This window comes from Cytobacillus sp. FSL R5-0377 (assembly GCF_038004385.1).
GTDB lineage: Bacteria > Bacillota > Bacilli > Bacillales > Cytobacillaceae > Cytobacillus.
In genome coordinates this window covers 1,057,778-1,082,184 of the sequence record NZ_JBBORA010000001.1, presented here as the reverse complement: position 1 = coordinate 1,082,184, position 24,407 = coordinate 1,057,778, and the positions used below count along the sequence as shown (strand labels likewise).

The following is a 24,407-nucleotide window of genomic DNA, read 5'->3' as shown; positions in this document are numbered from 1 at the left end:
CCGTAATGATTGGCTAATTATTTTGTACCGTCATTTTAGCATATAGGCTCTTGACGGTAAAGGGGGGACTAGAATTGGCGTTAAACAATGCAGTTCCTACAAAGGATATGAGCCGGTACGAATGGTTGCAAGAACGGGCTAAAGGAATCGGCGGGAGTGACGCTGGAATCATTCTTGGAGTTAATAAATTTTGTACACCTTTTGAACTTTGGCTTGAAAAAACAGGCCAAGTCGAACCACTGGAAACTGATAATGAAGCAATTTACTGGGGAAATCAAATGGAAAATGTGGTTGCCAAGGAGTTTGAAAAGCGTACAGGTAAAAAGGTACGCCGAACAAATTTCATGTACAGCCATTCCAAGTATCCATTTATTAAAGCAAACGTTGACCGTTTAGTTGTTGGAGAATCAGCGGTTTTGGAATGCAAGGCAGCCAGTGCGTATCTCGCTAAAGAGTGGGAAGGCGAAGAAGTTCCGGCAAGCTACCTTGTGCAGCTCCAGCATTATCTAGGAGTGACTGAAAAGGAAAAGGGTTATATCGCTGTTCTTATCGGTGGCAACAAGTTCATCTGGAAGGAAGTAAAGCGAGACCAGGAGCTTATCGATATGATATTTAACGCTGAAAAGCACTTTTGGGAATATCACATTCTTCAAGGGCATGCTCCAGCGATAGACGGATCAAGCGCAGCTGAGAAGTATTTGAAAGAGAAGTACGATCGTGCTGAGAAGGATAAAGAAATTGTCCTTCCATCTGATTATAAAGATTTGCTGGTTCAATATGAGAAAGTGAAATCCGATGAAAAGCTGATTAAATCAGCTAAAACTGAAATTGAAAACAAATTAAAAGAAGTATTGAAGGATGCTGAAACAGGTATTACAGATCAATTTATAGTCACTTGGAAAAATCAGAATAGAAAAAGTGTGGATTCGAAAGCCCTGAAAGAGAAGTTTCCGGACATTTACAAAAAAGTTTTGAAAGAATCCTCTTTCCGAAAATTTGCTGTAAAGGAGATTAATTGATGGCGACCAATTCCGAATTGAAAAATCAATTAGCTAATAGGCAGGAGACAGCAGCAAAGCAAGTATCAGCTCAATCACTTGGACTTAAAAGTCTACTAAATACGCCAACAATGCAAAAGAAATTTGAGCAGGTTTTGGCCAATAAAGCTCCGCAATTTATGGCTTCCGTTCTTAATTTGTATAACGGAGATCCTGGCCTAAGAGAAGCTGAGCCTATGTCCATAGTGTCCAGTGCAATGGTTGCTGCATCTCTCGATTTACCAGTTGATAAAAACTTAGGTTACGCCTGGATTGTTGCTTTTTATGATTCTAAAAAGGGGTATAAGGCAGCACAGTTCCAGCTGGGATACAAAGGATACATTCAGCTGGCACTAAGAAGTGGCCAGTACAAGGCTATAAATGTAATACCGGTATATGAAGGAGAACTCCTAAAGTGGAATCGTCTAACGGAGGAAATTGACCTTGATTTGGACGCCAAGAAAAGTGATAAGGTTATCGGTTACTGTGGCTACTTTAAGTTGGTCAATGGCTTTGAAAAAACAGTTTATTGGACCCGGGACGAAGTAGAGGCACACAGGATTAAGCACAACAAGGCAAAAGACAAGAAATCTCTTAATAATGTTTGGCGTTCTGATTACGATGCCATGGCAATGAAAACAGTTCTTAGGAACATGTTAGGCAAATGGGGTATCTTGTCCATCGATATGCAAAAAGCATTCTCAGAAGACGAGCAGTGGCGTGAGGTAAAAGATATTACGGATGATGCTAATGAATATGAAGAGTCCATCCATTTTGATCCACCAAGCCAAGAAGATAAAGAATCAGCTGCCGAACCAGAAATTATTGATGTGGATCAAAAGAAGAAAAAGACAAAAAAGAAGATTTCTGCACAGGAATCATTGGACATAGATTTTGAAGATGCAGAGTAACGAAACAAATGTTCTCCTTCCAGCATGGATTTGGGAGGAGGCTAAAGATAAAGAACACTTGAAAATGCTTGTTTTAGAGTATATGCGAAGGTATCCAAATTACAAAGTAAAAGGGGTTAAAAAAGGATTTGCTGTATGTGAGAGGGAGTGAATCACATGTTTGTTAAGACCATTCGTATTCCAAATGGAGATGTATTTTCCAAGTATTTTATATTCAAATGTGAAACTATCGGGGAATCTGATATGCGTGCCATGTCATAAAAATGTCCATAGGAAGTAGGTGATACGGTGCCCGAAAGTTATCCATTTCCAACCTATTCAGGATTATTAGAGCCGAAACATTACAAAAAAATTGGATCAGCATTGTGGCTTTTTCTCTGGTGCGTCAGCTCCACTACAAAAGAAATTGAACGAGATGGGGTAACCTGGGGCATCGTGTTAGGAAATAAGCCATTGAAACGCTCAGAGTTGGCGGAACCTTTTGGAGTTAGCGAAAGAACTGTTCAAAGGTGGCTGGATGACCTGGAAACACATGGTTACATAAAGATCACTAGAGCACCTTATGGATATATTATAACTGTGAAAAACTCCAAAAAATACAGCAAAGAGAGAGTGGACAAAAATGTCCAGTCTGAAAGAGAGCGGACAAAAACGTCTAGTCTAGAGTGGACAGAAATGTCCTGTCATATGGACAAAAGTGTCCACTCTAATAAAGATATTACAAAGATAAATAATACTACTATTACTATTACTAAAGAAAATGACCCTGTAGATATTATTGCTGAAAGATTCATAGAGTTACGAACGATACAAGAAGGACGTTCTGTTTACCCAACAACAAAAGATTATGAAGCAATCGCCCGGATTGTCGCCCGTGGTATGCCGTTGCCACAAACAGTCAAATTGCTTGAACAGTGTTTTGCAGAATATAATAAACGTCAGCCAAATGGGGCTATTAAAGCATTTGGTTACTGTGAAAAGTACATCATGGATCATTATGAAGCCTTGGTAGCAAGAGAGCAGGCAAAAGAGGTAGCTAAAAATGTTAAGCCTTTTAAGAGCAGTAATTCTTATAGATCCAAGGGTATTCGGTCTAATCCAATACGTACTGAGATGCTCCCAGATTGGTTTGAACAAGATGAGCAACAGGAAAAGCCTAAACTTATTAAGAATGAGCAGCAGGACCTTGCTAAAAAGAAAGCAGATTTGAAGGAAAAGTTAAAACTTTTAAGGTCGGGGAGTTGATACTATGGGGATCCTTTATGAATCCGTTATGCAGCAGAAAAGGAATATCCTCATAAGGAAATTAGCAGATTTGAATATCTCTAAAGCTCAATCAGGAAAGAGTATCCATGATTGTGATTACGAGGAATTGAAATATGAACTTGTCCTTGCGTCTTTTCGTGATATTGACGCAGAGGCTACTGAAAACACCTGGTTTTGAAAGGAGAATAAACATGAGCGTAACTAATGTTAAGCCGGTTACCCGGTGCCCAATATGTTTGTCCAAGGGGACTGTGATTGGCCATCGACAAAACCTCTTATTACTTGAGTGCAGGGACTGCAACAAACGTTGGAATACTTACTCCAAGACTTGCAATATTTGTGGAAAGCCAAATTATTTTTACGTTGAAGGTCCCTGCGTTAAATGCTATTCGGAAAAGCACAACGCCATATGAAAATAAAAGCGGCGAACCTGAGCTTGTCTGCTAATTTTCCTCAAAAATAGACCTCTATAAAGAGGTTGTTTAGCTGACAAGCTTATTTAATGCGGGGATTAATTCATTAAAGTAAGGTTTTACAATAAAATCTTTAGCACCATAATTTAAAGCTTCCAAAATTAATTTAGATTGTCCCATTGCGGAACATATAACAACTTTTGCATTTGGATCAAGGTCCTTGATCTCTTTTAAAACAGCCATTCCATCTTTACATGACATTGTTAAGTCTAGTAATACGATATCCGGGGAAGACTTCTTGAAAAGTGATATAGCTTCGCAACCATCAGAGGCTTCAGCAATTACTTGATAATTACCTTCAGACAAGGTTCTTTTAAGTATTTGTCTCATAAACATAGAATCATCAGCAATTAGTACGTTATTAATCATATCAAACTCCCTTTTTTATAATTTGGCAAATTTATGAAAGGAGTTATAAGAGATTTACGAGATTGATAAATCTCGGGAACCCGGCTGCCTTAGCTTTTGTCTTAGGCCCGTGGCTTTGCGTCTTTTACTTTCGTAAAATTTGCCAATATAGGTATATTAACACAGTGAATATAGTAGAAAACGACAAAATGTGACAAAAAATTGATAATTTCGCGCATTATGGATTATGAATTTCGTTGGTGGTGAGGGAATGAAGCAGTTAGACTTGTTTTCCTTCGCAATTGAAGATCAGATAGCTGAACTAAAACAAGGCGAAGAGTTGGAGTTTAACAGAGGGAGGGAACGGCTACTGATCCGTAAACATAAAAATTACAAGGGTGCATACTTATATGAGGGTCCTGACTTCTCAGGATATGCACTTCATGTTAATGAAAAGGGTATATTTGGTGGATTTAATACCTTTGTAGCAAAAATCGTGCGATGGGTGAAAAACGGAAGTTGGAATGAAGCCAAATAAGTATTCTATTTCATTTACCTTTTTTCTCGGCTCTAAACGTCCAAGCAGTTGCTAAAAGCCAAATAGCTGCCAAAATACATGGAATTCCAATTGTTGCAAAATAAACATTTTTTAAAGTGTATTCATCAATAAACTTGAGCATTGTATCACCTGGCGATCTCTGGATAATAAGAGATTGGCCTTACTCCTTCTGAAAGTTTGTTTTATATATTCTGGACATAAGATGTGCAGAATTTAAGGTTTGGGAAAAAGGTAATTAAAATAGCTAGGGTTATTACCTAGGTATTAGATAAGTTATTTGTTTTTGGGTATATTTTTTCAATAACTTTTTGGAATCCAAAGTTAAGTAATGCATCTGCAAAGATTAAAAGAAAGAAATTAATGGATTTTACCTTGATATGAAAAACATTTAGCTTTTTTAATAGTGCTACCATTGGGAAAGCATAAATTAAATCGGCAACTAAATTGATAAAAGCGTATAAATAAAATTTCCCTTTCGATAAATACAGAACCCAAATCGTCAAAACTGTGTAGGGTCCAAATAAAAGTAAGAATGCTGTGCTTGTCTGACTTTTTTGCCCGCCTTTTAGTATCCATAACTTATGTATGGTAAAATAAAACATTTCACACGCTAAGGTCAAAGAAGAAAATAGCCAAACAGGTAGGTATTTAACAAACAATTCCTTCTTGTTAGGAAGAAAAATAAAAGATAGCCAAGAAATTAAAAACAGGGAAACTTTAATCGAGCCTAGACGCATTTTATCATTCCTTTATCTTTTTATATAGTTTGTTTAAAAACGGGAATTAATATTCTAAAGGTATTTATATAAAGAGGGTCCGAAGATTAATTGCAGGAAACGTATTTTACGAACAAAAACCCCCCTAAAGAAAGGGGGGAGGAAAATGCTTTTATGGTTAAAGAGAAAAAACAACTACTTACATTTGGACTGAAAACTAAAAATTAATTTGTCTAACAGCTGACTGCGTTTTATAGTTTCAGGATGTTTAAATCCTTTTTTCATTCCAGTGTCAATGAGTGCTTTTCTAAAAAATTGAATTTTATTGCTAAGCTCTTTACAGAAATTACACATTCTTTTGCTCCTTTAAATGAAAAAGTCCAGGAACCATTATTGCAGATAAAGGAAAAATATTAAATGATTTCGACAAAATTTGTAAATAAACGATAAATATTGGGTTTTGGTAGCCCAACTTAATGCGTAAAAAAACTGCTATATAATAGCAGTAATTGATAGTGCATTTAAGAGTAGAAGAATGTCTTGATGAATATTTTTTCGTACTTGGTCATCGATACAGTTATTATAATCAGTTTGTAAACGACCAAGTTCTCTAATAATTTGTAACCGTTCTGCCTTACTAAGCATAGTGTATTCGCTCCTTTACATAGGAAAAACACTATGTCAATTCAGAATATCACTATTACTTTATATATACAATCCATTTTATGTCACGACAAAAAAGAATGAAACAAAAGATAGAAGGTTTTAATTTACGTTCTTTCCAACAGGGAATGGCTAGTACTTCCCGAACTATATTACTAAGAAGTTATCTCAGTATTTTTTAAAAGGGGGAAGAGGTATGACCGAGAAAAAAACAAGGTATTTATTGTTTTGTTCTGAATGTGGTTTGCCTCGGCCAATCCCGCAATACATCATGGAAACTTACTTTATCAAAGGGGTTGAAGGAGTATATTGCAATAACTGTGGAAATAAGACAATCATTCCGGGATACCTGAAAAAAATAAAAAATGATTTGTAAACAAAAAAAAGCCAGGACTCCTCCTGACCTACCTAAGCAAATTATAACATGGGAGGGGTTCCTGGTGAAAACCAATATAGAAAAAATGACAACTGAAATCGATTTAATGAAAGATGCAGTGTATATCGTAAAAGATGGCCATCTTGTATTAGTCGATACCCCAACGAAGGGTTTCGGAAAACAAGTAATTTCCTGGCAAGCAGGGAAGCCTTCACACTATGAATTGAATTATTCGATTAAGTTATAGGTACAATTTATTTACCCCATAACTTACTAAGATTAATTGGCACAATTTCAGTACCGTTTATTTGTTTATGTATTATTGGGTTTGCAAAGGGATCGTGTGTGAAAGTCTTATCTAGTTCATTGCTGGAACGGGGGCGTACATCAACACCAAGGACACTTCGAATCATTTTGTGGTATGTCATAGCTGTTCATCTCCTTTGTATTTATTAGATTTATTATTTTTAATTGCTCAATAAAAAATACATAAAAAAACAAAATAAGTCTACTGGAACAACCAGGGGCACTGAATGGCGAATTAAGCGTTGTTTGGTGTCCATTTTTATTATATCCAAAGGAGTGTTTTTAATGAAAGAAGCTGCCAGCAAACAAATTGAATCCATTCTTAAGGATTATCATTGGATGATGAACTCTATAAAGATACTCAGGGACTCAATAAAAGATGCAGGGGAAGAGCTCACAGCTCAATATGGAGATGAGGCTGGGATGCCGAAAGCTAAAGGCATAACAAGTGATCCTGTGTATAGAGAGTGTGTACGCAGGGAGAGAAGATACTCAATTATTCAGAAGTACGAGGCTAAAATTTCAGTTATTCAGGATCGGATGCATCTTATAACAGATGAAAGAGAAATTGAGGTTCTACATTGGCTGCTTGAGGGGAAAAGTTTTCGTTGGATTGCTATGCATATGGGGCTGTCACATACCCACATCGGACGTATTAAAGATTCTATTGTTAAGAAAATGAGTGAATGTGTTCCAAATGTTAAAAATGGTACAAATGATACGAAGTTGCTAAAACATAAATCTGCTTGCTAAAATTGAAGGCAGGACGGGGAGGCAGGTAACAAGCTGCTTCCTCTATTTTTGTTCGTTGAGTCCCACCTTGCGGTTTATTTTTGGAGGGAAATATCTCCTTTAGTCGAATAGTGATGTAAAGGGGGGGTGTTAAAGATGCAAAAATTCAAAGTAAGATTTAGCTTCGACCATGAGAATTCTAAAACTTTAGAAATAGAAGGGGAATCTGCAGAACAATTGCTTAACAAGTTAACCAGTCATTCTGGTTGGTACATTGATAGTAAAGCAGAGACTGCAATCAACATGAACCTTGTGACAAGAATAAGCTTTGCAAAACCTGCAAGAGCCTCTGCAGCTAGTGGCTGGTAATCGTGGTGGATAGAAGCATCCTTCTGGGTGCTTTTTCTTTTGAAAAAAATTAGACAGGAGGTAGGTGCCATGTAATGAAATGGGATGAAATTAGAAAAGAATATGAGACCTCTAAGATCACATTAAAGGCACTTGCTGAGAAACACGATGTTAAAATCGGCACATTAAAGAGCAGGAAAAGCCGTGAAGGATGGTCAAGAGGATCTCTTAAAAAGGGTGCAACCAAAAGTAAAAAGGTTGCAACCCTAAAAAACGAGGATGCTCCAAGGAAAAGAAGTGGAAATCCTAACCCTCAGAATCTATTTACAAAACGGAACAAGGTTGCAGAGAAGCATGGCTTATTCTCAAAGTTCTTGCCAAGAGACACATTAGAGATAATAGAGAGTTTGAATGAACGTTCTCCAACTGATCTTCTATGGGACCAGATAGAGATTCAGTATGCTGCAATTATTCGAGCACAGAGAATCATGTTTGTTGAAAACAAAGACGATATTACAAAGGTTTTAAAAAAGAAAAAAGACTCAGATTCTGCTGAGGAAAGAGAGTGGGAGTATCAATTTGCTTGGGATAAGCATGCAAACTATTTAAATGCACAATCCAGGGCAATGGGGGAGCTGCGTTCCCTTATTAAGCAATTTGATGAGATGGCCCATATCGATGATGAGCGCAGGCTGAAACTTGAACTGATGCGGGCTAATATTGAGAAAACTAAAGCAGAAATCAAACAAGAGGGCGGAGATGCTAGCAAGGTTGTAATCGTTAATGACAAGGAAGCAATGAGGAAGGCGTTAGAAAATGACAGTCAAAACAATTAACGTCATGGACTTGATGAACGTCAATTTCTATTCCCTTTGGCTTGCTGAGCAGTCTCATATAGTAGCTAAAGGCGGACGTTCATCCATGAAGTCCTCAGTCATTAGTCTAAAGCTTGTGGTCGATTTTTTGGAAGATGACCTGGGCAATGTCGTTTGTCTAAGGAAAGTAGGAAAATATCTTTCCACTTCTATATACGAGCAAATTAAATGGGCCATATACATGCTGGGGGTAGAGGATGAGTTTTATTTCGGAAAGTCTCCCCTCATAATTCGTCATAAGGCCACGAATACTGCCTTTTATTTTTATGGCGTCGATGATCCAATGAAGATTAAGTCAGCCAAAATTGCAAAAGGCTATGTCATGGCACTGTGGTTTGAGGAAGCTGCTGAATTTGCTGGCGTCGAAGATATTGATATCGTTGAGGATACTTTTATCCGGCAGGAGATTGAAGGAAAAGAGGTTAAGGTCTACTTCTCCTACAATCCTCCCAGAAATCCATACAGCTGGATCAATGAGTGGTTGGATAGTAAGTCAGGAGATGATGATTATTTCATTCATCATTCTACCTACTTGGATGATAAAAAGGGATTTCTCTCAGAGCAGATGATCAGGAAAATTGAGAAGTACAAGGAAAATGATGAGGACTACTGGCGGTGGATGTATGCTGGTGAGGTTATTGGCCTTGGCGACATGGTGTACAATATGGACCACTTCCATGAAATTGAGGAGCTTCCTAAAGACGATGATTTAATAATTATCGATATAGCCATTGATACTGGGCACCAGGTTTCAGCAACAACCTTCCTGGCCTTGGGATTGACGAAAAAGAGGAATGTAATTCTACTTGATACCTTTTATTATAGCCCGGAAAATAAAGTGGTTAAAAAGGCTCCCAGCGAGCTCTCAAAGGATTTAAAAGAATGGATGGATAAAATCCAGCAAACCTATAATCGACACTTTGACAAGCAGACCATAGATTCTGCAGAAGGGGCTTTGCGGAACCAATTCTTTAAAGACTATGGAATCCGGCTTCATCCGGTTGCTAAGAAAAAGAAAATAGATATGATCGACAACGTCCAGGACTTATTAGCTCAAGGGCGTTTTTTTGTGCTTAAAACAGCAGCCAATGAGATTTTCCTGACAGAACATAAAAAATATCAATGGGATGCTGATACTTTACAGAGCGATGATCCTAAGGTCATAAAGATTGATGATCACACTGTCGATGCGTTCCAATATTATGTTCAGGATAATTTGAGGAAGCTTGGTTTGAAATATTAAGGCGGTGACAACCAATGTTCAAAAACATGCTGGTCCGCATAAGGCAGGTGATGTACAGAATGGGATTGATTAAAGGCATTAAGAAGCTGGCTGACCACAAGGATATCCAAATTAATGAGGATTTCTACAAGTATATTGGCAATTGGAAAGCTCTTTATAAAGGTTATTTTAGTGAATGGCATGATATCCGATATACAACGATTGCCGGACAGAAAAAACGCCGTATGGCTTCTCTGAACATGCCCAAAGTGGTTTCTCAAGAGCTAGCAACATTAATCTTTAACGAACGCTGCGAGATCAATATTTCTGACAAGACTTTATCCGAAAACCTACATGATGTCTTTAAGAATAATAATTTCGTTAAGAAATTCCAGGATTACTTAGAATACCAGTTTGCATTGGGTGGCATGGTGATCAAGCCTTATGTGGAGGATGGGTTATTAAAGCTCTCCTATGTAACAGCTGATTGTTTTATCCCGATTAGCTGGGACCATAACACCATTAAGAAGGCTATTTTCATTAATGAATTCTCTAAGAAAGGAAAGAAATACACTCACCTGGAATGGCACCTGTGGGATGGGGAGACCTATCTAATCCGGAATGAGGTCTATGAAAATAATACTGGCGAGGAATTAGGAGTTAAGGTTTCACTGAAGCAATTTTTCCCGAACCTTGAAGAGGAGATTAGGATTTCAAATTACAAGCGCCCAGGTTTTGTTTACTTTAAGCCAAATGTAGCTAATAACTTGGATACCACCAGCCCATTAGGAATCTCTATTTTTGCTAATGCGCTTGATACCCTGCATTCCTTGGATATTGCTTTTGACTCGTTTCAGCGAGAATTTAAGCTTGGGAAAAAGCGAATTTTAGTACCTGATACGGCGATTCAAACCGTTATTGATCCCCAAACAGGTCAGATGCATCGTTACTTTGATGCCGAAGATGAAGTTTACCAGGCGATGGCTCTTGGTGATATGGATGCCAATAAAATAGCTGATATTTCAGCATCACTTCGTGTGGAGGAACATATTTCAGCGATCAACTCCTTGCTCAATGTCTTGGCGATGCAAATAGGTTTCTCTTCCGGTGCTTTCACTTTTGATGGACAGGGAGTCAAGACAGCAACAGAGGTTGTCTCGGAAAACTCTAAGACCTTCCGTACTAAGCAAAGTCATGAAAACCTTATTGAAGCTGGCATTCAGGAACTTGTGGAATGTATCATCCAGGTTGCTGAGCTATATCAGTTATTTTCTCGCCCTGATGGTCAATATGAAGTCACCGTTGCTTTTGATGATTCGATAGCAGAAGACCAAAACGCGGAGATTGCAAAGCAAGTTCAGTTGGTTACTAATCAGCTGACTTCTAAGAAAAAAGCGATTATGAAAATTCATGGTTTTTCTGAAGAAGAAGCAGAACAATTGTTAAAAGAAATTGCGGAAGAAAATGCAACAGTAACTGCTGAAGCAATTGATTTCTTTGGACTAAATAAAAATAGACAAGACCAGGGTGAGACTTAATGGAACCCCTAAGGCAACAGCAATTAACAATGCCTGTTATCGAAGTCTTTCTATCCGTTGAGGAAGAAATTCTTCTGAACATAGCCAAGATCCTGAAACAAGGAAAAAGCCTGCTTGAAGAAGACGTGGAGAGGTGGCAAACCGAAAAGCTTGGTCAACTAGGAAAATTAACACAGCAAAATATTATAACTATCGCTAAATATGCGGAACTCTCGATTGAAACTGTAACAACTATGCTTGAAGAAGCCGGCTACGAAGCAATTACAGAAACGGAAATGGAATTGATAGAGGCTGTTACTCAAGGAATCTTGTTACAACCACCTTTACCTAAAGAAAGTCCCGATCTTGAAGCGGTCTTAGTGTCTTTTCAAAGGCAAGCAAGGGAAACTTTCAACCTAATTAATACGACGATGTTAGATCAGTCTCAGCAAATATATCTAAACATCTTGAATGAAACAACAGGAAAAATCTTAGCTGGCACAAAAACACCAAGACAAGCGCTGGCAGAAACAGCTGCACGATGGGCAGAACACGGTGTTCCTGCTCTAATACGTAAAGATGGGGCCAAAATGTCAACGGAAGCTTATGTTTCTATGGTTACAAGGTCAATTTCAAATAGTGTTGCTAATGAAATGCAATTTACTCGAATGGATGAATATGGAGCAGATTTAGTTGAAGTCAGTTCACATATGGGTGCAAGGCCAAAATGTGCAAAGTACCAGGGGAAAATCTTTTCAAGATCTGGAGGCAGTAATAAATACCCTCCTCTTTCATTAACTAGCTATGGCGAACCTGATGGACTAAGGGGGATTAATTGCCGGCATGTTTTTTACCCTTATATTGAAGGTTTTTCAAAGCGTGTCTACAGGCCATACCCAGCTGCAGAAAACAGGAAGATTTACGAAGAAAGCCAAAAGCAAAGGCACTTAGAAAGAGAAATCAGAAAAGCTAAAAGACAATTAGCCGTTGCAGAAGCCCTGGGTGAATCTGAAGCCATTGATGCTGCTAAAAAGAAAGTACGGCAACGACAAGCTACCATGAGAGCCTTTATTGACGATACTGGTCGAACACGGCGATATGACCGAGAAAAGGCTTATTGATAGTAGTGCGTCTTTTTAAAGGTTAGACGCCATAAAGAAACGGATCCTTTTGCGTGAGGTGTGACACGTTAAAAAACATTAAAAAGGAGATTAATATAGATGGATTTAAATGAATTACTTGGTGAAGAACTTTATAAGCAAGTCATGGAAAAAGCGGGAGATAACAAGATTGCGATTGTTTCTGATGGAAATTGGATCCCGAAAAGCAAGTTTGATGATGCTCTTGATAACGCAAAGGATCTTAAAAAACAGCTAAAAGATCGCGACTCTCAGCTTGAAGATCTTAAAGCCAAAGCCACGGGCAATGAGGAATTAACAGCCAAGATCCAAGAACTTACAGACTTGAATAAAAAGACTATTCAAGACTATCAAGCCAGGATCCAAGATCAGGCTTTTAATTTTGCCCTTAAAACGGCATTAACAGATGCTAAGGCCAAGAACCCTAAAGCAGTTGAAGCTCTATTAAATAAGGATTCTATCAAGCTTGATGGAGATAAGCTCCTTGGCTTGGAAGATCAGTTGAAAGCATTGCAGAAAAGCGATGCTTATTTATTTGAAACAGAGCAGCAAGCAAGTAAGCCAACATTTTCTCAAGGACAACACCAAACCACTTCTGGTGGTGAGCCTAGTACTCTTTTAGATGCACTAAATCAAAGGTTTTCAACAACCAATAATTAAGATTAGGAGATGATTGTTTATGCCAATTACTTTAGCACAAGCAAAGGTTGGAATGGCGGACCATATTGACCAGCAGGTTATCGATGAATTTCGTCGAGCTTCATTCCTTTTAGATCAGTTAACATTCGATAATGCCGTTTCACCAGGTACAGGTGGATCAACTTTAACTTATGGTTACACTCGTTTAAAAACTCCTTCAACTGCTGGATTCCGTGAAATCAACAGTGAATACACAGCAAATGAAGCAGACCGTGAGAATCAATATGTGAATCTTAAAATATTTGGGGGAGCATTTAAAATTGACCGTGTAATTCAGGATACTAGTGGTCAAATCAATGAAATGAACTTCCAAATGCAGCAAAAGATTAAAGGAGCGGCCAATCTGTTTCATCACACTGTGATTAATGGTGATTCAGCAGTCGATTCTAAAGCGTTTGATGGGTTAGATAAGGCTCTTGCTGGATCTAATACAGAATTAAATACGGAATCAGTAATTGATATTTCAGATGAAGCAGGATTAGAAAGTAAGAAGTTTGCTTTATTAGATGAGATCGATAATTTCCTTGCGGAATTAGATGGCCGGCCAACAATGTTAATGGGTAATAGCAAGTTAATCACAAAAATCAAATCGGTTGCCCGCCGGGCTGGTTATGCGACTAAGACAGAGGATGGATTTGGTCGCACCGTAACTGGTTATGATGGAATTCCTCTGGTTGATCTTGAATATTTCTATGACGGTACTTCAACAGTTCCTATTGTCCCAATCGTAAACCGTACGGTTGGCACAGAGCAAACGGGCTTAACTGATCTTTATGCTGTTTCCCTTGGCATGGATGGATTCCATGGTGTTTCCCCAACAGGTAATAAAATCATTCGCACTTTCTTGCCTGACTTCAACTCACCAGGAGCGGTTAAAACAGGTGAGGTTGAAATGGTGGCTGCTGTTGCCCTTAAAGCTACTAGAAAAGCCGGTGTTCTCCGTAATATTAAAGTTCAATAAAGGAGGGAGCATTTTTTATGGCTAAAATTAAAAGTCCTAATCCTAATTACAACGGTAATAGCGCATCCCTTCAATTTGTTAATGGAGAAGCTGAAACCGATAATAATTGGTTGATCGAATGGTTTAAGATTAAAGGTTATACAGTAGAGGAATCTAATGAGCATAAAAAGAAGAACCCCCGGAAAAACGAAGCGAAAGAGCCTGAAGCTAAAAAGGATGAGTAGCCATGACTTATATTGATCTGGCTTTTTATAATGATGTTTACAAAGGCAATCCAATAGATCCTGTTGACTTTGCCAAATTGGCAGCAAGAGCTTCAGATCTTATTGATATGGTGACGAATTACAGGCTTTTCGAGTTTGGTCTTTCGGATCAGCCTGAATTCATTCAAACCAATATTAAAAAAGCAGTAGCAGCCCAAATTGAATTTATGCACTTGGAAGGAGGGGAAACGTCTATTCATGGCGGTTCCCCTTCTTCAGTTAGCATAGGCGGGTTTAGCTATACGGAAGGATCTCACGCTTCAGGCGGTACGGCAGGGGTTCAAGTCCTTTCTGATATGTCCTACCGTTATCTATTCCCTACCGGGTTGCTTTATATGGGGGTTGGGGTTCGATGTTAAAGATCCGGCCTATCCCCAAACGGCTTTTAATTCATACAGCGGAATATGAACAGTTTGTGGAAAATGGGCGCTATCGAGAAGCGTATCTGCCAGCAATAACCCTTGAAAATATCAGAATTAACTTTGAAAGAAGCTTCAGCCGGGCTAGAGATACGGAAAGCAAGAGTGTTAAAGCCTTATTGTTCTTTGACCAAAGAAATTCAAGCGCCACAGGCGAATTTGAATTTAAGGAAAAATCAAAGGTGACATTTCAGGGAGTAACAATGCTTATTACCCGTATTAATCCCTTGTATACCGATACCCTTCATCATTACGAGATTGAATTATCATGATCAGATTTAACGTAAGGGCGGAACTCGGAGGGATCCGGGAAACCGTTAATAAAGCCATGAAAGCCGGGCAGAAGCAACTTGATCAGGAAGTTTTGAAAGGATCGAATTTTTTTATTCCCAAAGATACCGGGGAACTTGAAAGATCCGGGGTTAGGGCTTCCCAAATCGGAAAAGGCAAAATTGTTTGGGATACTCCATATGCAAGGCGCTTGTATTATAATCCGCAATACAATTTTTCAAAAGATGCAAACCCGAACGCTCAGGGGCTTTGGTTTGAAGCTGCAAAAGCCCGATTTACTAGTGATTGGGTACGAATGACACAACAGGCCATTGATCGGCACTTGTAAGAAAGGGGCGCTTCCCCTATGCCTTCAGATTTCATAGACGATATGGCAAATCATTTAGAAAGTAGGCTTTCTTTATTTGATGCCCTGACGGTTGATGTTCTGCCAGATGATCCGAATGCCATAACAATCAGGCGAACCCCTTCAGCACCCTTGGAGAGGTTTATAGACGGGTCCAAAGATTGGATTATTGCCTTTCAGATCCTTGTTAAACACAAGAATCAGGGCCAAGCCATTGACACCATGAATAACTTAGCGGTTTATCTTGATGAATTAGGGACTGATGCGGTTAAGCCTGCTGATGGATCCTATCAGTTTATCAAATCGGAAATATACACCATGCCTATTTTGATTGAAAAAGATAGCCGGGGCAGCTATATTTATTCGACTTTATTTAATGCTACTCTTACAAAACTTTAGGGGGTTTTTATATGTTTACTTTACAATCTGCTCACTCTTTCGAGATTGACACAGCGCAAAGCGCAGATGAAACAGCAGCAACTTTTGCATTATTAGCTAAAGGGATTTCCTCCTTTGATCCACAATGGAATGAAGAGATTGATCAAACTATGTATTTAGATGGAGATGGCTTTGCTTCCTCTGACGTAACAGGCGCACAGCTTGTTATTGCTTTTGAAGGACATAGAGCTTATGGAGATCCAGCGCAAGATTTCATTGCAAGCCTTCAAACAGAAACAGGAGAAGGACGGAAAACAAACTTCCGTTGGACAGAGCCGGACGGAGGATCCTTTTCAGGAAAAGTAACGGTTGCGAATATCGTTGGTGCTTCAGGTGCAGCCAATGAGAAAAGCACATTCAGCTTTGAGATCCACTTTAACGGAAAACCGACTTATACAGCGCCAGCAACAGGCGCTTAATTTATAACAAATAACCAAAGGGGAAAATTAATGGCAATCAAAATAGATGTTCAAAAGACATATGAAGAAGTGGAAATCCTTGATTCTATCTACCGTTTGGAATTGAATGACGAAAGTATGAATAGATACGATAAAGTTTTTCTTAAATTCCGCAAAGAATCCCTGAAAATGAGCGAAAGGGATTATTCTAAAATGACATCAAAAGAACAGAAAGCAGCAGAAAAAGAGAATCACGAAATGATGTTTGAAGTCACTGAAGCTTTATTAGGTGAAGGATCCTTTGAAAAGATATACAGCGAAACAGGCAAATCTTTACTTGTTATGGCTGATATTATCATGCAGCTGATGCAAGTTGTAGACAAACGCCTGAAAGTATTTAAGGAGAAGGAAAAAGCCTATTATTTAGGAAAGAAGTAAGCCAATGAAGTTAACAGATAGATTCACAGATGAAATAGAGTTTAACGGTCAAATATTCGCTTTGAATCTTGCTTTTGACAACGTTCTAAGAACTAATGAACTGTTGCAGAGTGATTCATTCGATGATTATGAAAAAATTGAAATTCTATTTGAAATGCTTGTTAAAAATGCCTATGAGTTCGATTTATCCATTGAGGATAAGGCCGAATTCATAGGCTTTCTTTTTGAAAAGGTGCTTTTCCCTAAAAGCCCAGAAAGCGGAGGGAAAGCCTATTACGACTTTGAACAGGATGCGGGCTTTATATATGCTTCTTTTCTCCAGGATTACAAAATGGATCTCTTTGATATGCAAGGAAAACTTCATTGGGAGAAGTTTAAAGCCTTATTGGATGGGCTTTCCGATGATACGAAATTCAAAGAGGTTGTGGCAATCCGGGCGCAAAAGATCCCCGCACCTACCAAATACAATCAGGAAGAACGCAAGCGTATTATCGAACTGAAGCGGGTTTATAGGCTGAAAAACGAAAAACCTTCCCTAGATGAAGCGGATGCGGCTTTAACGTCAATTGGTGAATCTCTTAAAAGATCCTACAAAAAGGGTAGGTGAGATTAAGTGGCTTCAGGTGATGGGCGCATAGTCATTAACACTGAAATAAATACAAATAATGTTGAATCCGGCCTGCAGCAAATCGAAAGACGGGTACAAGATGTTGCGGACAGAATGGGATCCATTGGCGAAAGAATGAACAAAGCTGTAACGGTTCCTCTTACTGCAATGGGCGCTGCTGGGGTTACTGCTGCAATGAATGTTGGAGAAGCCCAGACCAAATTAAGAAATAGTTTGGGGCTTACTGCTAAAGAAACAGAGAAGTTAACGCAGTATGCAAAGAATGTGTATACAGCGGGGTATGGTGAAAGCCTTGAAGATGTTACAAATGCCCTGATTGAAACAAAACAAAATATGAGGGGCCTAAATGATCAAGATCTTGAAAAGGCAACCAAATCGGCCTTGAATCTCGCGAATACCTTTGATGCTGATGTGAATGAGGTTACAAGGGCCGGGGGCAACCTTATGGAAGCGTTTGGGATTTCTTCAGACGAGGCCTTTGACCTTATGGCCCATGGAGCGCAGAACGGCTTAAACTTCTCCAAAGAAATGTTTGATAACCTCAGCGAATATTCTCCACTCTTTGGGGAAATGGGCTTTACAGCTGCCGAATACTTTCAGCTTTTAGAACAAGGCAGCAAAGCCGGGGTTTATAACCTTGATTACGTAAATGATGTTATGAAGGAATTCCAGATCCGGGTGAAAGACGGATCAAAAAGTACTTCTGATGCTATGAGTCAAATGTCTGAAAGCACTCAAAAGGTATGGAAGGACTTCTTAGCAGGGAAAGGAACTGTCAAAGACGTTCACAATGCAGTCATTAAAGAACTAAAGGACATGGATGATCAGGTAAAAGCTAATGAAATAGGCGTTGGGCTTTATGGTACTAAGTGGGAAGATCTTGAAGCTGATGCCATGTATGCCCTTGGTGGCATTGATGGCGGAATACAGGATGCTAAAGGATCCATGGAGGAAATGAACAAAGTAACAGAAGAATCCTTTGGCACGAAGTGGAAGCAGTTCACCAGAGAAGCTTTAATATCTTTGGAGCCTTTGGGTAAGGTGCTTTTAGATTTTGCCATGGTGGTACTTCCTTATGTTTCTGATGCCATTTCCTTTGTTGCGAATGCCTTTGGCTCCATGGATCCGGTTATGCAAGCAATCGTTGTTGGAATCGGAATGATTGCTGCAGCAATTGGCCCTTTTCTTACTGTATTGGGCGCAATGATCCCTCATATTACAACGGCTTTAAATTGGTTTACCAAACTTAAAGCCATATTTCCTTTGATCCGTACTGCAATGATGGCTTTGACCGGCCCGGTTGGAATCATTTCAGCTATTGTTGTAGCTTTAGCATTCCTAATATATCAAAATTGGGACGATATTAGTAAGTGGACAAAGGAAAAATGGGGGCAGCTGAAAACCTTCCTGTCTAATTTTTGGGATGCAACCAAACTTGTCTTTGAAAAAACGGTTCAATTTATAACCGATTTTGTAAAAAAATCATGGGAAGCCACCAAAAAGAAAACAGAAGAAATTTACAAGGGAATCAAAAATTTCTTTGTGAACACTTGGAATTCTATGAAAGATGCTGCCCAGAATACAGCTGAAAATATACGAAGCTATATCTCTAGTAAATGGCAGTCTATAAAGGACAAAACAACGTCAATTTACGATTCTATCAAGTCCAAGATACAAAACACCCTGACAAGTGCTTACAACCTTGTAAAGGACAAAGCACAGGCTATTTGGCAGGCAATGAAAGATCGTTTTTATGCCCTGAAAGATGTAGTCCAAGAAGGGATGAACCGGGTCAAAGAGACAGCCCAAAGATTATGGGGTTATGTTGAGGATTTCTTTAGAAGAATCGACTTGAAAAACATTGGCCGGAATATTATTCAGGGCCTTATCAATGGATTAACCGGGATGCTTGGAAGTTTAATGAGGACAGCCAGCAACATTGCAAACAGCATTAAAGACAAGATCAAAGGCGCTTTGAGGATCCACAGTCCGTCAAGGGTTGCAATTGAACTTGGTGGCTTCTTTACTGAAGGGCTTGAAGATGGCTTATTATCAAGGGCCAAACAGCTTATGAAGGCTTCAACCCAAATCGGGGAAACAGTTGCCGTTGGCACAAGGAAGCCTTTGAATGATGCAAGGCTAGACATAAGCAATCAAAAGATCAGAGCGGCCCAAGCTGCAAACCTGGTAACAAATACCGTTCATAAAACAATACAACTAATCATGCCGAATGTTCGGAATGAAAGAGATGCAACGGGAATTAGCCAAAGGCTAGCAAGCTTAGAAAACAGATCTTTACGAGTGGGAGGTGTCAGCGGGTGACATGGGGCTTAAAATATAGAGGCAGCCATTCAAGTACAAGGGGCCTCACAATAGCCAATATCGAAGGCCGGGACACACTCCCAGTGATCGACAGCAAAACTGCTGCAGCAGGCACAAAGCATGGAACCTATTATTTTGGGTACAGACTTGAAGAAAAGAGAATCATTGTAACAATCAGCCTTTTCCGGGATTCTCTTGCAAACTTTAGAAGCGCTATAAGGGATTTAGCTGCATGGCTGGATCCCCGGAATGGCCCAGGCGAATTAATTTTTGATGATGAACCCGACAAGAAATATTTTGCGGTAGTAACAGGAAATACAGATTTTGAAGGAATCTTTGCAAAGCGAACTGCTGAAATTGAGTTCCTTTGTTCGGATCCCTTTGCTTATTCCATAACAGAAAGTTCTGCAACGATTTCAAACGATTCTTCAACGATATATAACCCAGGAACGGCAGAAGCATTTCCTATAATCACAGTTGATTTTTTGGCTTCAGCTACTGAATTAAAGATTGAGAAAAGTACAAATGAATTTATACGGATTGTACGGGATTTTGTGGCGGGTGATGAAGTTGTGATTAATTGTCAAGTTGGCACAATTACTTATAACGGCATAAGTAGCTTAATTACTGCACTTGATATTAATTCGAATTTTTTCTCTTTGAATCCGGGAGATACAACTTTAACTGTTACGCCTAAAAGGGTTAGTGCGATAAGCCTTGTTTATGTAAGAAGGTGGCTATAAATGAACAAGCTTTTTATACTTGAAGGACAATCAGAGGGGCTTCTTGCAGTTTTGCAAAACGATAACAGCGGGAAATGCCCTTTTTTTGATGCCATTCACACAGAACAATTAAATAAAGATCATACTTTTGAATTTTCTGTTCCGGCAAATCACGCAGCAGCTGCACACGTTAAAGAAAATAATCTTGTCGTTTTTAAGGATGAAGATGGCGAATATCTACTATTCCAGATCTATAAAACCGAGGAAGAACACAACGGCTTAGAACTTGTGACAAGGGCCTATGCAGAGCATTCATTCTTTGAAATGAATGATGATATTATTGAGGATCTTAGAACGGTTAACGGCACAGCAAGCGATGCTATGGACGATGCCCTTTCAAAGAGCAGATTCAAGAAAGGAATCGTTGCGGATCTTGGTCTAAGAACGACAAACTTTTATTATGAATCTGCCGTTTCCTCTATCCAGAAGATCATTCAAACATGGGGCGGGGAACTGAAGAAGCGCGTAACCTTTGACGGAAATAAGATCACAGGCCGTTTTGTTGATCTCCTTGCAAGGCGCGGAGCGGACACAGGAAAGCGGTTTGAATACACAAAAGATCTTTTGAGTATAAAAAGAACTGTTGATGCTTCAAACGTCAAAACAGCTCTATATGGACGAGGAAAAGGGGAAGAAACGGAAACGGGTGGATATTCAAGGCGCTTAACTTTTGCTGACGAGGTTTGGAACGGATCCGGGTTAGATCCTGTTGATAAGCCTGCAGGGCAAGAATGGGTTGGGGATCCTGAAGCTTTAGAGCAGTTTGGCCGCATTGATCCTGAAACCGGGGAGAAAGTTCATAGGTTTGGAGTATTTGAAGATGGGCAGGAAACAGATGCCGCAGCTTTATTGCAAAAGACTTGGAATGCCCTTCAAGGGGTTAATGCTCCCAAAGTTACTTATGAAATGAATGTCCTTGATTTGGAAACGGTATCGGGCCTATCACATGAGAAAGTGAGGCTTGGGGATACCGTTTTTGTAATTGATAAGGAATTCACCCCGGAGTTACGAATTGAAGCAAGGGTAATTGAAATCAAGCGGGATCTTGCAAACCCTGAAAACACAGAAATTATCCTTGGCAACTTCCTACCGATGTTTACAGATTTAGCTTCAAAACTGAAGAACATTGAAAGCAAAGTAGACGGAAAAGAAGGGATATGGGACGAAGGTGCCGGAAACCTTGGCCCTATTGAGGACAAGGACTTTGCGGATATAACTCCGGCAAAACCTACTGTAACGGTTACAGGGGCATTCTCCAAAGTGATCATTGAATGGGATGCTGATACAAGCGCCTATCTGAAAGAATATGAAGTTTATGTTTCTACAATTCCGGGATTTACTCCTGATGCTTCAAATTTGGCGGCTCGGATTGTAACAAGTGTTTTTGCCTATGAAGGCGAACCAAACCAACAATATTATGTGAGGGTTCGGGGTGTAAACAGGGCAGGCACAGCAGGCCCATTTTCTGATGAAAAATCAGCCCAAACGGCCCGGATCGGAAGCGCGGATCTATCAGACTTGTTAATAACAGCAGAAAAGCTTGCAATAGGATCCATTACAAATGACAAGCTTGATAGAACATCATCAAACAAAATTGTGATCGATTCAGCGGATATTAAAAACGCTGCCGTTGGTTCTGCGGCAATTGCAAACTTGGCTGTAAATACAGGGCATATTCAAAACTTGGCTGTAACAAATGCCAAGATTGCTAATTTAGCGGTGGACACAGCGAAAATTGCTGATTTAGCTGTAACAAATGCCAAGATTGGCAATATAAGCGCAAAAAAAATCACTTCAGACTATTTAGACGTTGCCAGAATTGACGTAAGGGCGCAACTTGGGGCCAATATTGCAACTGCTGAAGAAGGTAAATATGGCTATATGATCCCTGTTACCTTTAACGGTCAAACGTGGTATCAGTATGCTTATTTGGATGATTGGATTTATCTCATGGAGGAAACGGATTCAACCAAATATAATAGGCCTTCCCCGGAAGAAGGGGATGAAATTGCCTTTGATTTCATGCTTTATGTAGAAGCAACGAAAACGCCTTCAATGCCTATGACTATTAATGTTTTTTTTGAAGATGGCACTTCATGGAGTGATAACTTTTTATTAACAAGCGTTGCTTCCATTCCTATTAATGCCGAAAAGCGGGTTAAATTTTCCCGGACGATTCCGCAGGGGGCTTACTCGGGAAAGGATCCCGTTCATTGGGAATGCTATTTTTACAATGGTGTTTCAGGTTCAAAGGTTTATGTAAGGAAAACAGACGTAAGAATCAGACTTAGAGGGAACTTAATCGTTCAAGGTGATATCGAAGCCAAGAACATAAAGGCTTGGGAAGGTTTGAACGTCAATGATCAATTTATTGTTGATTCAAACGGAAATGTCACTTTTGCCGGATCTTTAACTGCCGGAGTTGAAATTAATTCGCCAAATATCAATTCAGGTTCGATTGATCTTGTGGGGCTTGGTTCAGGGATTGAATGCAAGGATTATGCAATAGACACAGAAAATGAAACCATTGTGCGAAATGGGTATGTTAGTCAAACTATATACCTAATCCCCGGAGATTGGACAAAATCATACAGAGAAACATCAATGTTCAATGGGTCTTTCATTTCAAGTGTATCTGCCGATTTAGTAGCAAAGCCGAGAGATACTTTTTTCTATTATGATCTCCCGTATGAATACAAGTATTATCCTGAATCCACGACGATAATGCCGGGGTTGGTTGATAATGAAGGGGTTGACCTTTCCGGGATTGCAGCCGATACAGTTCCGAGATTAAACGGATCACATGATGAATCATTCAGAGCATATCCCTTTTATATAAGAGCCGACAGAGTAGGCATAGGGGATTTAAGCCCAATGAATCAAAATGGTCAGCTTATGCTTGATATAAGAGGGGCTTCAAGTGGGGATCAAAGAAATGTCGTGATTTCAGGACAAGATTCCATGCACTTCAGGCTAATAGGAACTGCTCCAAAGTATATTGATATGCACAATAAAACAAGGATTGTGGCTGATTCCGATATGCTTCAACTTGTCGGGGAAACTCATTGTTATATGGAGTTTTTCAAGGATGGAGATGGTTTCAGTCGCGCGGGATACTTTGGATTCGGAAGCCCTGCAAGTGATGAACTTGCTTTGGTAAACCAACAGGAAGGTGGCAATATATTCATTAGAACTTATATAGGGGCGCAATTAACTCTTTATGACAATAATGAACACAGAATGCCGAAGCTGTATAACCGAACAACAACAGGCGGAGCAAATCTTCATGTCAATTCTAATGGGTATATTTGGCGTTCTTCTTCTGCCCGGAAGTACAAGCTTCAGGAGCAGGATATAGAACTTGAAGAAGCTAAGAAGATCCTGAATGTTGATCCTAAAACCTGGTATGACAAGAGATCCACAGAAGGTTATGCGGATCTCCTAACCAAAGAAGCTGCGGGTGAAGAAATCAATTGGGATGATGCGAACGTTTCTGATATCAGGAGAATTCCGGGAGTAGTTGCAGAGGATATTGTCCAAGCGGGGCTTGAAAGATTCGTGGTTTATGGGCCGCCAAATGAAAAAGGAGAAAGGGAACTTGAAGAAGTTCAATATGACAGGTTGCCTGTTTTATATATCCCTTTAATCAGAGAATTGTTTAACAGAGTAGAAGAATTAGAAAGCAAACTTGAAAGGAATGGTTTTCAATGAGCGAACAAAAACAAAAAATTTCTATCGACCCTTATCTACAAACTGAACTTGGAAAACTCAAATACGAAAATATTATCTTGAAGGCACAGTTCGATAATGCGGTTTCTCAAAATCAAGAATTACTGAAAAAAATCCAGGAACTTGAAAACAAACTGGTTAACTCACACGAAGAAATTGATGGTGTAGAACCTCAAAATTAAGGATTCTTTTATTACTTCAAAGG

General features: G+C 39.3%; 31 protein-coding genes and 1 riboswitch. Of the genes, 28 read left to right on the top strand and 3 right to left on the bottom strand.

Annotation, left to right across the window (positions count from 1 at the left end; genetic code table 11):
• Positions 1 to 107: 107 nt before the first annotated feature.
• The 5 genes from NSQ49_RS05370 to NSQ49_RS05350 all read left to right on the top strand — a co-directional run bounded on the left by NSQ49_RS05370 (position 108) and on the right by NSQ49_RS05350 (position 3,661).
• Positions 108 to 1,019 carry a YqaJ viral recombinase family protein gene (locus NSQ49_RS05370; protein WP_396398263.1) on the top strand — a complete coding sequence of 304 codons (912 nt, stop codon included), beginning with the start codon at positions 108 to 110 and terminating at the stop codon, positions 1,017 to 1,019.
• Complete coding sequence (locus NSQ49_RS05365; RefSeq protein ID WP_251283086.1) at positions 1,019 to 1,948, top strand: recombinase RecT; 930 nt, start codon at positions 1,019 to 1,021, stop codon at positions 1,946 to 1,948. Before NSQ49_RS05370 ends, NSQ49_RS05365 begins: the two co-directional genes overlap by 1 nt.
• Before the next feature lie 288 nt (positions 1,949 to 2,236).
• A complete protein-coding gene (locus tag NSQ49_RS05360; RefSeq protein ID WP_341070503.1) occupies positions 2,237 to 3,193 on the top strand; it encodes an HTH domain-containing protein in 957 nt (318 codons plus the stop codon).
• 4 nt (positions 3,194 to 3,197) lie between these two features.
• Positions 3,198 to 3,392, top strand: coding sequence for a hypothetical protein (locus NSQ49_RS05355; protein ID WP_251283088.1), 195 nt, complete (start codon positions 3,198 to 3,200; stop codon positions 3,390 to 3,392).
• Positions 3,393 to 3,469: 77 nt separating this feature from the next.
• A complete protein-coding gene (locus tag NSQ49_RS05350) occupies positions 3,470 to 3,661 on the top strand; it encodes a hypothetical protein (RefSeq protein ID WP_251283089.1) in 192 nt (63 codons plus the stop codon).
• Between the two features lie 35 nt (positions 3,662 to 3,696).
• On the opposite strand, the gene NSQ49_RS05345 is transcribed toward NSQ49_RS05350, so the two are convergent.
• Positions 3,697 to 4,056, bottom strand: coding sequence for a response regulator (locus NSQ49_RS05345; protein WP_251283090.1), 360 nt, complete (start codon positions 4,054 to 4,056; stop codon positions 3,697 to 3,699).
• A gap of 71 nt (positions 4,057 to 4,127) precedes the next feature.
• Positions 4,128 to 4,210, bottom strand: a riboswitch (cyclic di-GMP riboswitch).
• 96 nt (positions 4,211 to 4,306) lie between these two features.
• On the opposite strand from NSQ49_RS05345, the gene NSQ49_RS05340 reads away from it, so the two are divergent.
• A complete protein-coding gene (locus tag NSQ49_RS05340; RefSeq protein ID WP_251283091.1) occupies positions 4,307 to 4,573 on the top strand; it encodes a hypothetical protein in 267 nt (88 codons plus the stop codon).
• A 278-nt stretch (positions 4,574 to 4,851) separates the two neighbouring features.
• Here NSQ49_RS05340 and NSQ49_RS05335 read toward each other — a convergent pair whose 3' ends face one another.
• Together NSQ49_RS05335 and NSQ49_RS05330 are read right to left on the bottom strand one after the other, a co-directional pair.
• The gene (locus NSQ49_RS05335) at positions 4,852 to 5,331 is read right to left on the bottom strand and encodes a hypothetical protein (RefSeq protein WP_251283092.1); all 480 of its coding nucleotides are present in this window, start codon (positions 5,329 to 5,331) and stop codon (positions 4,852 to 4,854) included.
• 174 nt (positions 5,332 to 5,505) lie between these two features.
• Entirely contained in the window at positions 5,506 to 5,664 is a 159-nt protein-coding gene (locus tag NSQ49_RS05330; RefSeq protein WP_285868714.1) for an aspartyl-phosphate phosphatase Spo0E family protein, read from the bottom strand.
• A gap of 505 nt (positions 5,665 to 6,169) precedes the next feature.
• On the opposite strand from NSQ49_RS05330, the gene NSQ49_RS05325 reads away from it, so the two are divergent.
• The 22 genes from NSQ49_RS05325 (at position 6,170) to NSQ49_RS05220 (ending at position 24,384) form a co-directional block, all read left to right on the top strand.
• Positions 6,170 to 6,349 (top strand): hypothetical protein, encoded by a 180-nt coding sequence (locus NSQ49_RS05325; protein ID WP_251283093.1) that lies wholly within the window; start codon positions 6,170 to 6,172, stop codon positions 6,347 to 6,349.
• Positions 6,350 to 6,413: 64 nt separating this feature from the next.
• Positions 6,414 to 6,596, top strand: coding sequence for a DUF3954 domain-containing protein (locus NSQ49_RS05320; RefSeq protein WP_251283094.1), 183 nt, complete (start codon positions 6,414 to 6,416; stop codon positions 6,594 to 6,596).
• A gap of 344 nt (positions 6,597 to 6,940) precedes the next feature.
• Positions 6,941 to 7,408, top strand: coding sequence for a LuxR C-terminal-related transcriptional regulator (locus NSQ49_RS05315; RefSeq protein WP_251283095.1), 468 nt, complete (start codon positions 6,941 to 6,943; stop codon positions 7,406 to 7,408).
• A 135-nt stretch (positions 7,409 to 7,543) separates the two neighbouring features.
• Positions 7,544 to 7,756 carry a hypothetical protein gene (locus tag NSQ49_RS05310; protein ID WP_251263787.1) on the top strand — a complete coding sequence of 71 codons (213 nt, stop codon included), beginning with the start codon at positions 7,544 to 7,546 and terminating at the stop codon, positions 7,754 to 7,756.
• Positions 7,757 to 7,830: 74 nt separating this feature from the next.
• Positions 7,831 to 8,571, top strand: a complete 741-nt coding sequence (gene terS / locus NSQ49_RS05305; RefSeq protein WP_251263788.1) for a phage terminase small subunit — start codon at positions 7,831 to 7,833, stop codon at positions 8,569 to 8,571.
• Positions 8,552 to 9,853: a PBSX family phage terminase large subunit gene (locus NSQ49_RS05300; protein WP_251283096.1), complete on the top strand. Its 1,302-nt coding sequence runs from the start codon at positions 8,552 to 8,554 to the stop codon at positions 9,851 to 9,853. The genes terS and NSQ49_RS05300 overlap by 20 nt, the downstream gene beginning before the upstream one ends.
• Positions 9,854 to 9,867: 14 nt before the next feature.
• Entirely contained in the window at positions 9,868 to 11,370 is a 1,503-nt protein-coding gene (locus NSQ49_RS05295; RefSeq protein ID WP_251283097.1) for a phage portal protein, read from the top strand.
• The gene (locus NSQ49_RS05290; RefSeq protein WP_251283098.1) at positions 11,370 to 12,470 is read left to right on the top strand and encodes a phage minor capsid protein; all 1,101 of its coding nucleotides are present in this window, start codon (positions 11,370 to 11,372) and stop codon (positions 12,468 to 12,470) included. The genes NSQ49_RS05295 and NSQ49_RS05290 overlap by 1 nt, the downstream gene beginning before the upstream one ends.
• A 99-nt stretch (positions 12,471 to 12,569) precedes the next feature.
• Positions 12,570 to 13,148: a phage scaffolding protein gene (locus NSQ49_RS05285; protein ID WP_251283099.1), complete on the top strand. Its 579-nt coding sequence runs from the start codon at positions 12,570 to 12,572 to the stop codon at positions 13,146 to 13,148.
• A gap of 19 nt (positions 13,149 to 13,167) precedes the next feature.
• Entirely contained in the window at positions 13,168 to 14,148 is a 981-nt protein-coding gene (locus NSQ49_RS05280; RefSeq protein WP_251283100.1) for a major capsid protein, read from the top strand.
• A gap of 17 nt (positions 14,149 to 14,165) precedes the next feature.
• Entirely contained in the window at positions 14,166 to 14,372 is a 207-nt protein-coding gene (locus NSQ49_RS05275) for a hypothetical protein (protein ID WP_251283101.1), read from the top strand.
• 2 nt (positions 14,373 to 14,374) lie between these two features.
• On the top strand, positions 14,375 to 14,770 hold the full coding sequence (locus NSQ49_RS05270; protein ID WP_251283102.1) for a hypothetical protein: 396 nt from the start codon (positions 14,375 to 14,377) through the stop codon (positions 14,768 to 14,770).
• Positions 14,764 to 15,102 (top strand): putative minor capsid protein, encoded by a 339-nt coding sequence (locus NSQ49_RS05265; protein WP_251283103.1) that lies wholly within the window; start codon positions 14,764 to 14,766, stop codon positions 15,100 to 15,102. The genes NSQ49_RS05270 and NSQ49_RS05265 overlap by 7 nt, the downstream gene beginning before the upstream one ends.
• On the top strand, positions 15,099 to 15,449 hold the full coding sequence (locus NSQ49_RS05260; RefSeq protein ID WP_251283104.1) for a minor capsid protein: 351 nt from the start codon (positions 15,099 to 15,101) through the stop codon (positions 15,447 to 15,449). The genes NSQ49_RS05265 and NSQ49_RS05260 overlap by 4 nt, the downstream gene beginning before the upstream one ends.
• 18 nt (positions 15,450 to 15,467) lie before the next feature.
• Positions 15,468 to 15,866, top strand: a complete 399-nt coding sequence (locus tag NSQ49_RS05255) for a minor capsid protein (protein ID WP_251283105.1) — start codon at positions 15,468 to 15,470, stop codon at positions 15,864 to 15,866.
• A gap of 11 nt (positions 15,867 to 15,877) precedes the next feature.
• Positions 15,878 to 16,324, top strand: coding sequence for a phage tail tube protein (locus NSQ49_RS05250; protein ID WP_251283106.1), 447 nt, complete (start codon positions 15,878 to 15,880; stop codon positions 16,322 to 16,324).
• 30 nt (positions 16,325 to 16,354) lie between these two features.
• Positions 16,355 to 16,741, top strand: coding sequence for a hypothetical protein (locus NSQ49_RS05245; RefSeq protein WP_251283107.1), 387 nt, complete (start codon positions 16,355 to 16,357; stop codon positions 16,739 to 16,741).
• Between the two features lie 4 nt (positions 16,742 to 16,745).
• Positions 16,746 to 17,348, top strand: coding sequence for a Gp15 family bacteriophage protein (locus tag NSQ49_RS05240; RefSeq protein WP_251283108.1), 603 nt, complete (start codon positions 16,746 to 16,748; stop codon positions 17,346 to 17,348).
• Positions 17,349 to 17,354: 6 nt separating this feature from the next.
• Positions 17,355 to 19,691, top strand: a complete 2,337-nt coding sequence (locus NSQ49_RS05235) for a phage tail tape measure protein (RefSeq protein ID WP_251283109.1) — start codon at positions 17,355 to 17,357, stop codon at positions 19,689 to 19,691.
• A complete protein-coding gene (locus NSQ49_RS05230) occupies positions 19,688 to 20,434 on the top strand; it encodes a distal tail protein Dit (RefSeq protein WP_251283110.1) in 747 nt (248 codons plus the stop codon). The genes NSQ49_RS05235 and NSQ49_RS05230 overlap by 4 nt, the downstream gene beginning before the upstream one ends.
• Complete coding sequence (locus tag NSQ49_RS05225) at positions 20,435 to 24,184, top strand: phage tail spike protein (RefSeq protein WP_251283111.1); 3,750 nt, start codon at positions 20,435 to 20,437, stop codon at positions 24,182 to 24,184.
• The gene (locus tag NSQ49_RS05220; protein ID WP_251283112.1) at positions 24,181 to 24,384 is read left to right on the top strand and encodes a hypothetical protein; all 204 of its coding nucleotides are present in this window, start codon (positions 24,181 to 24,183) and stop codon (positions 24,382 to 24,384) included. Before NSQ49_RS05225 ends, NSQ49_RS05220 begins: the two co-directional genes overlap by 4 nt.
• The last annotated feature ends 23 nt before the right edge of the window (positions 24,385 to 24,407 follow it).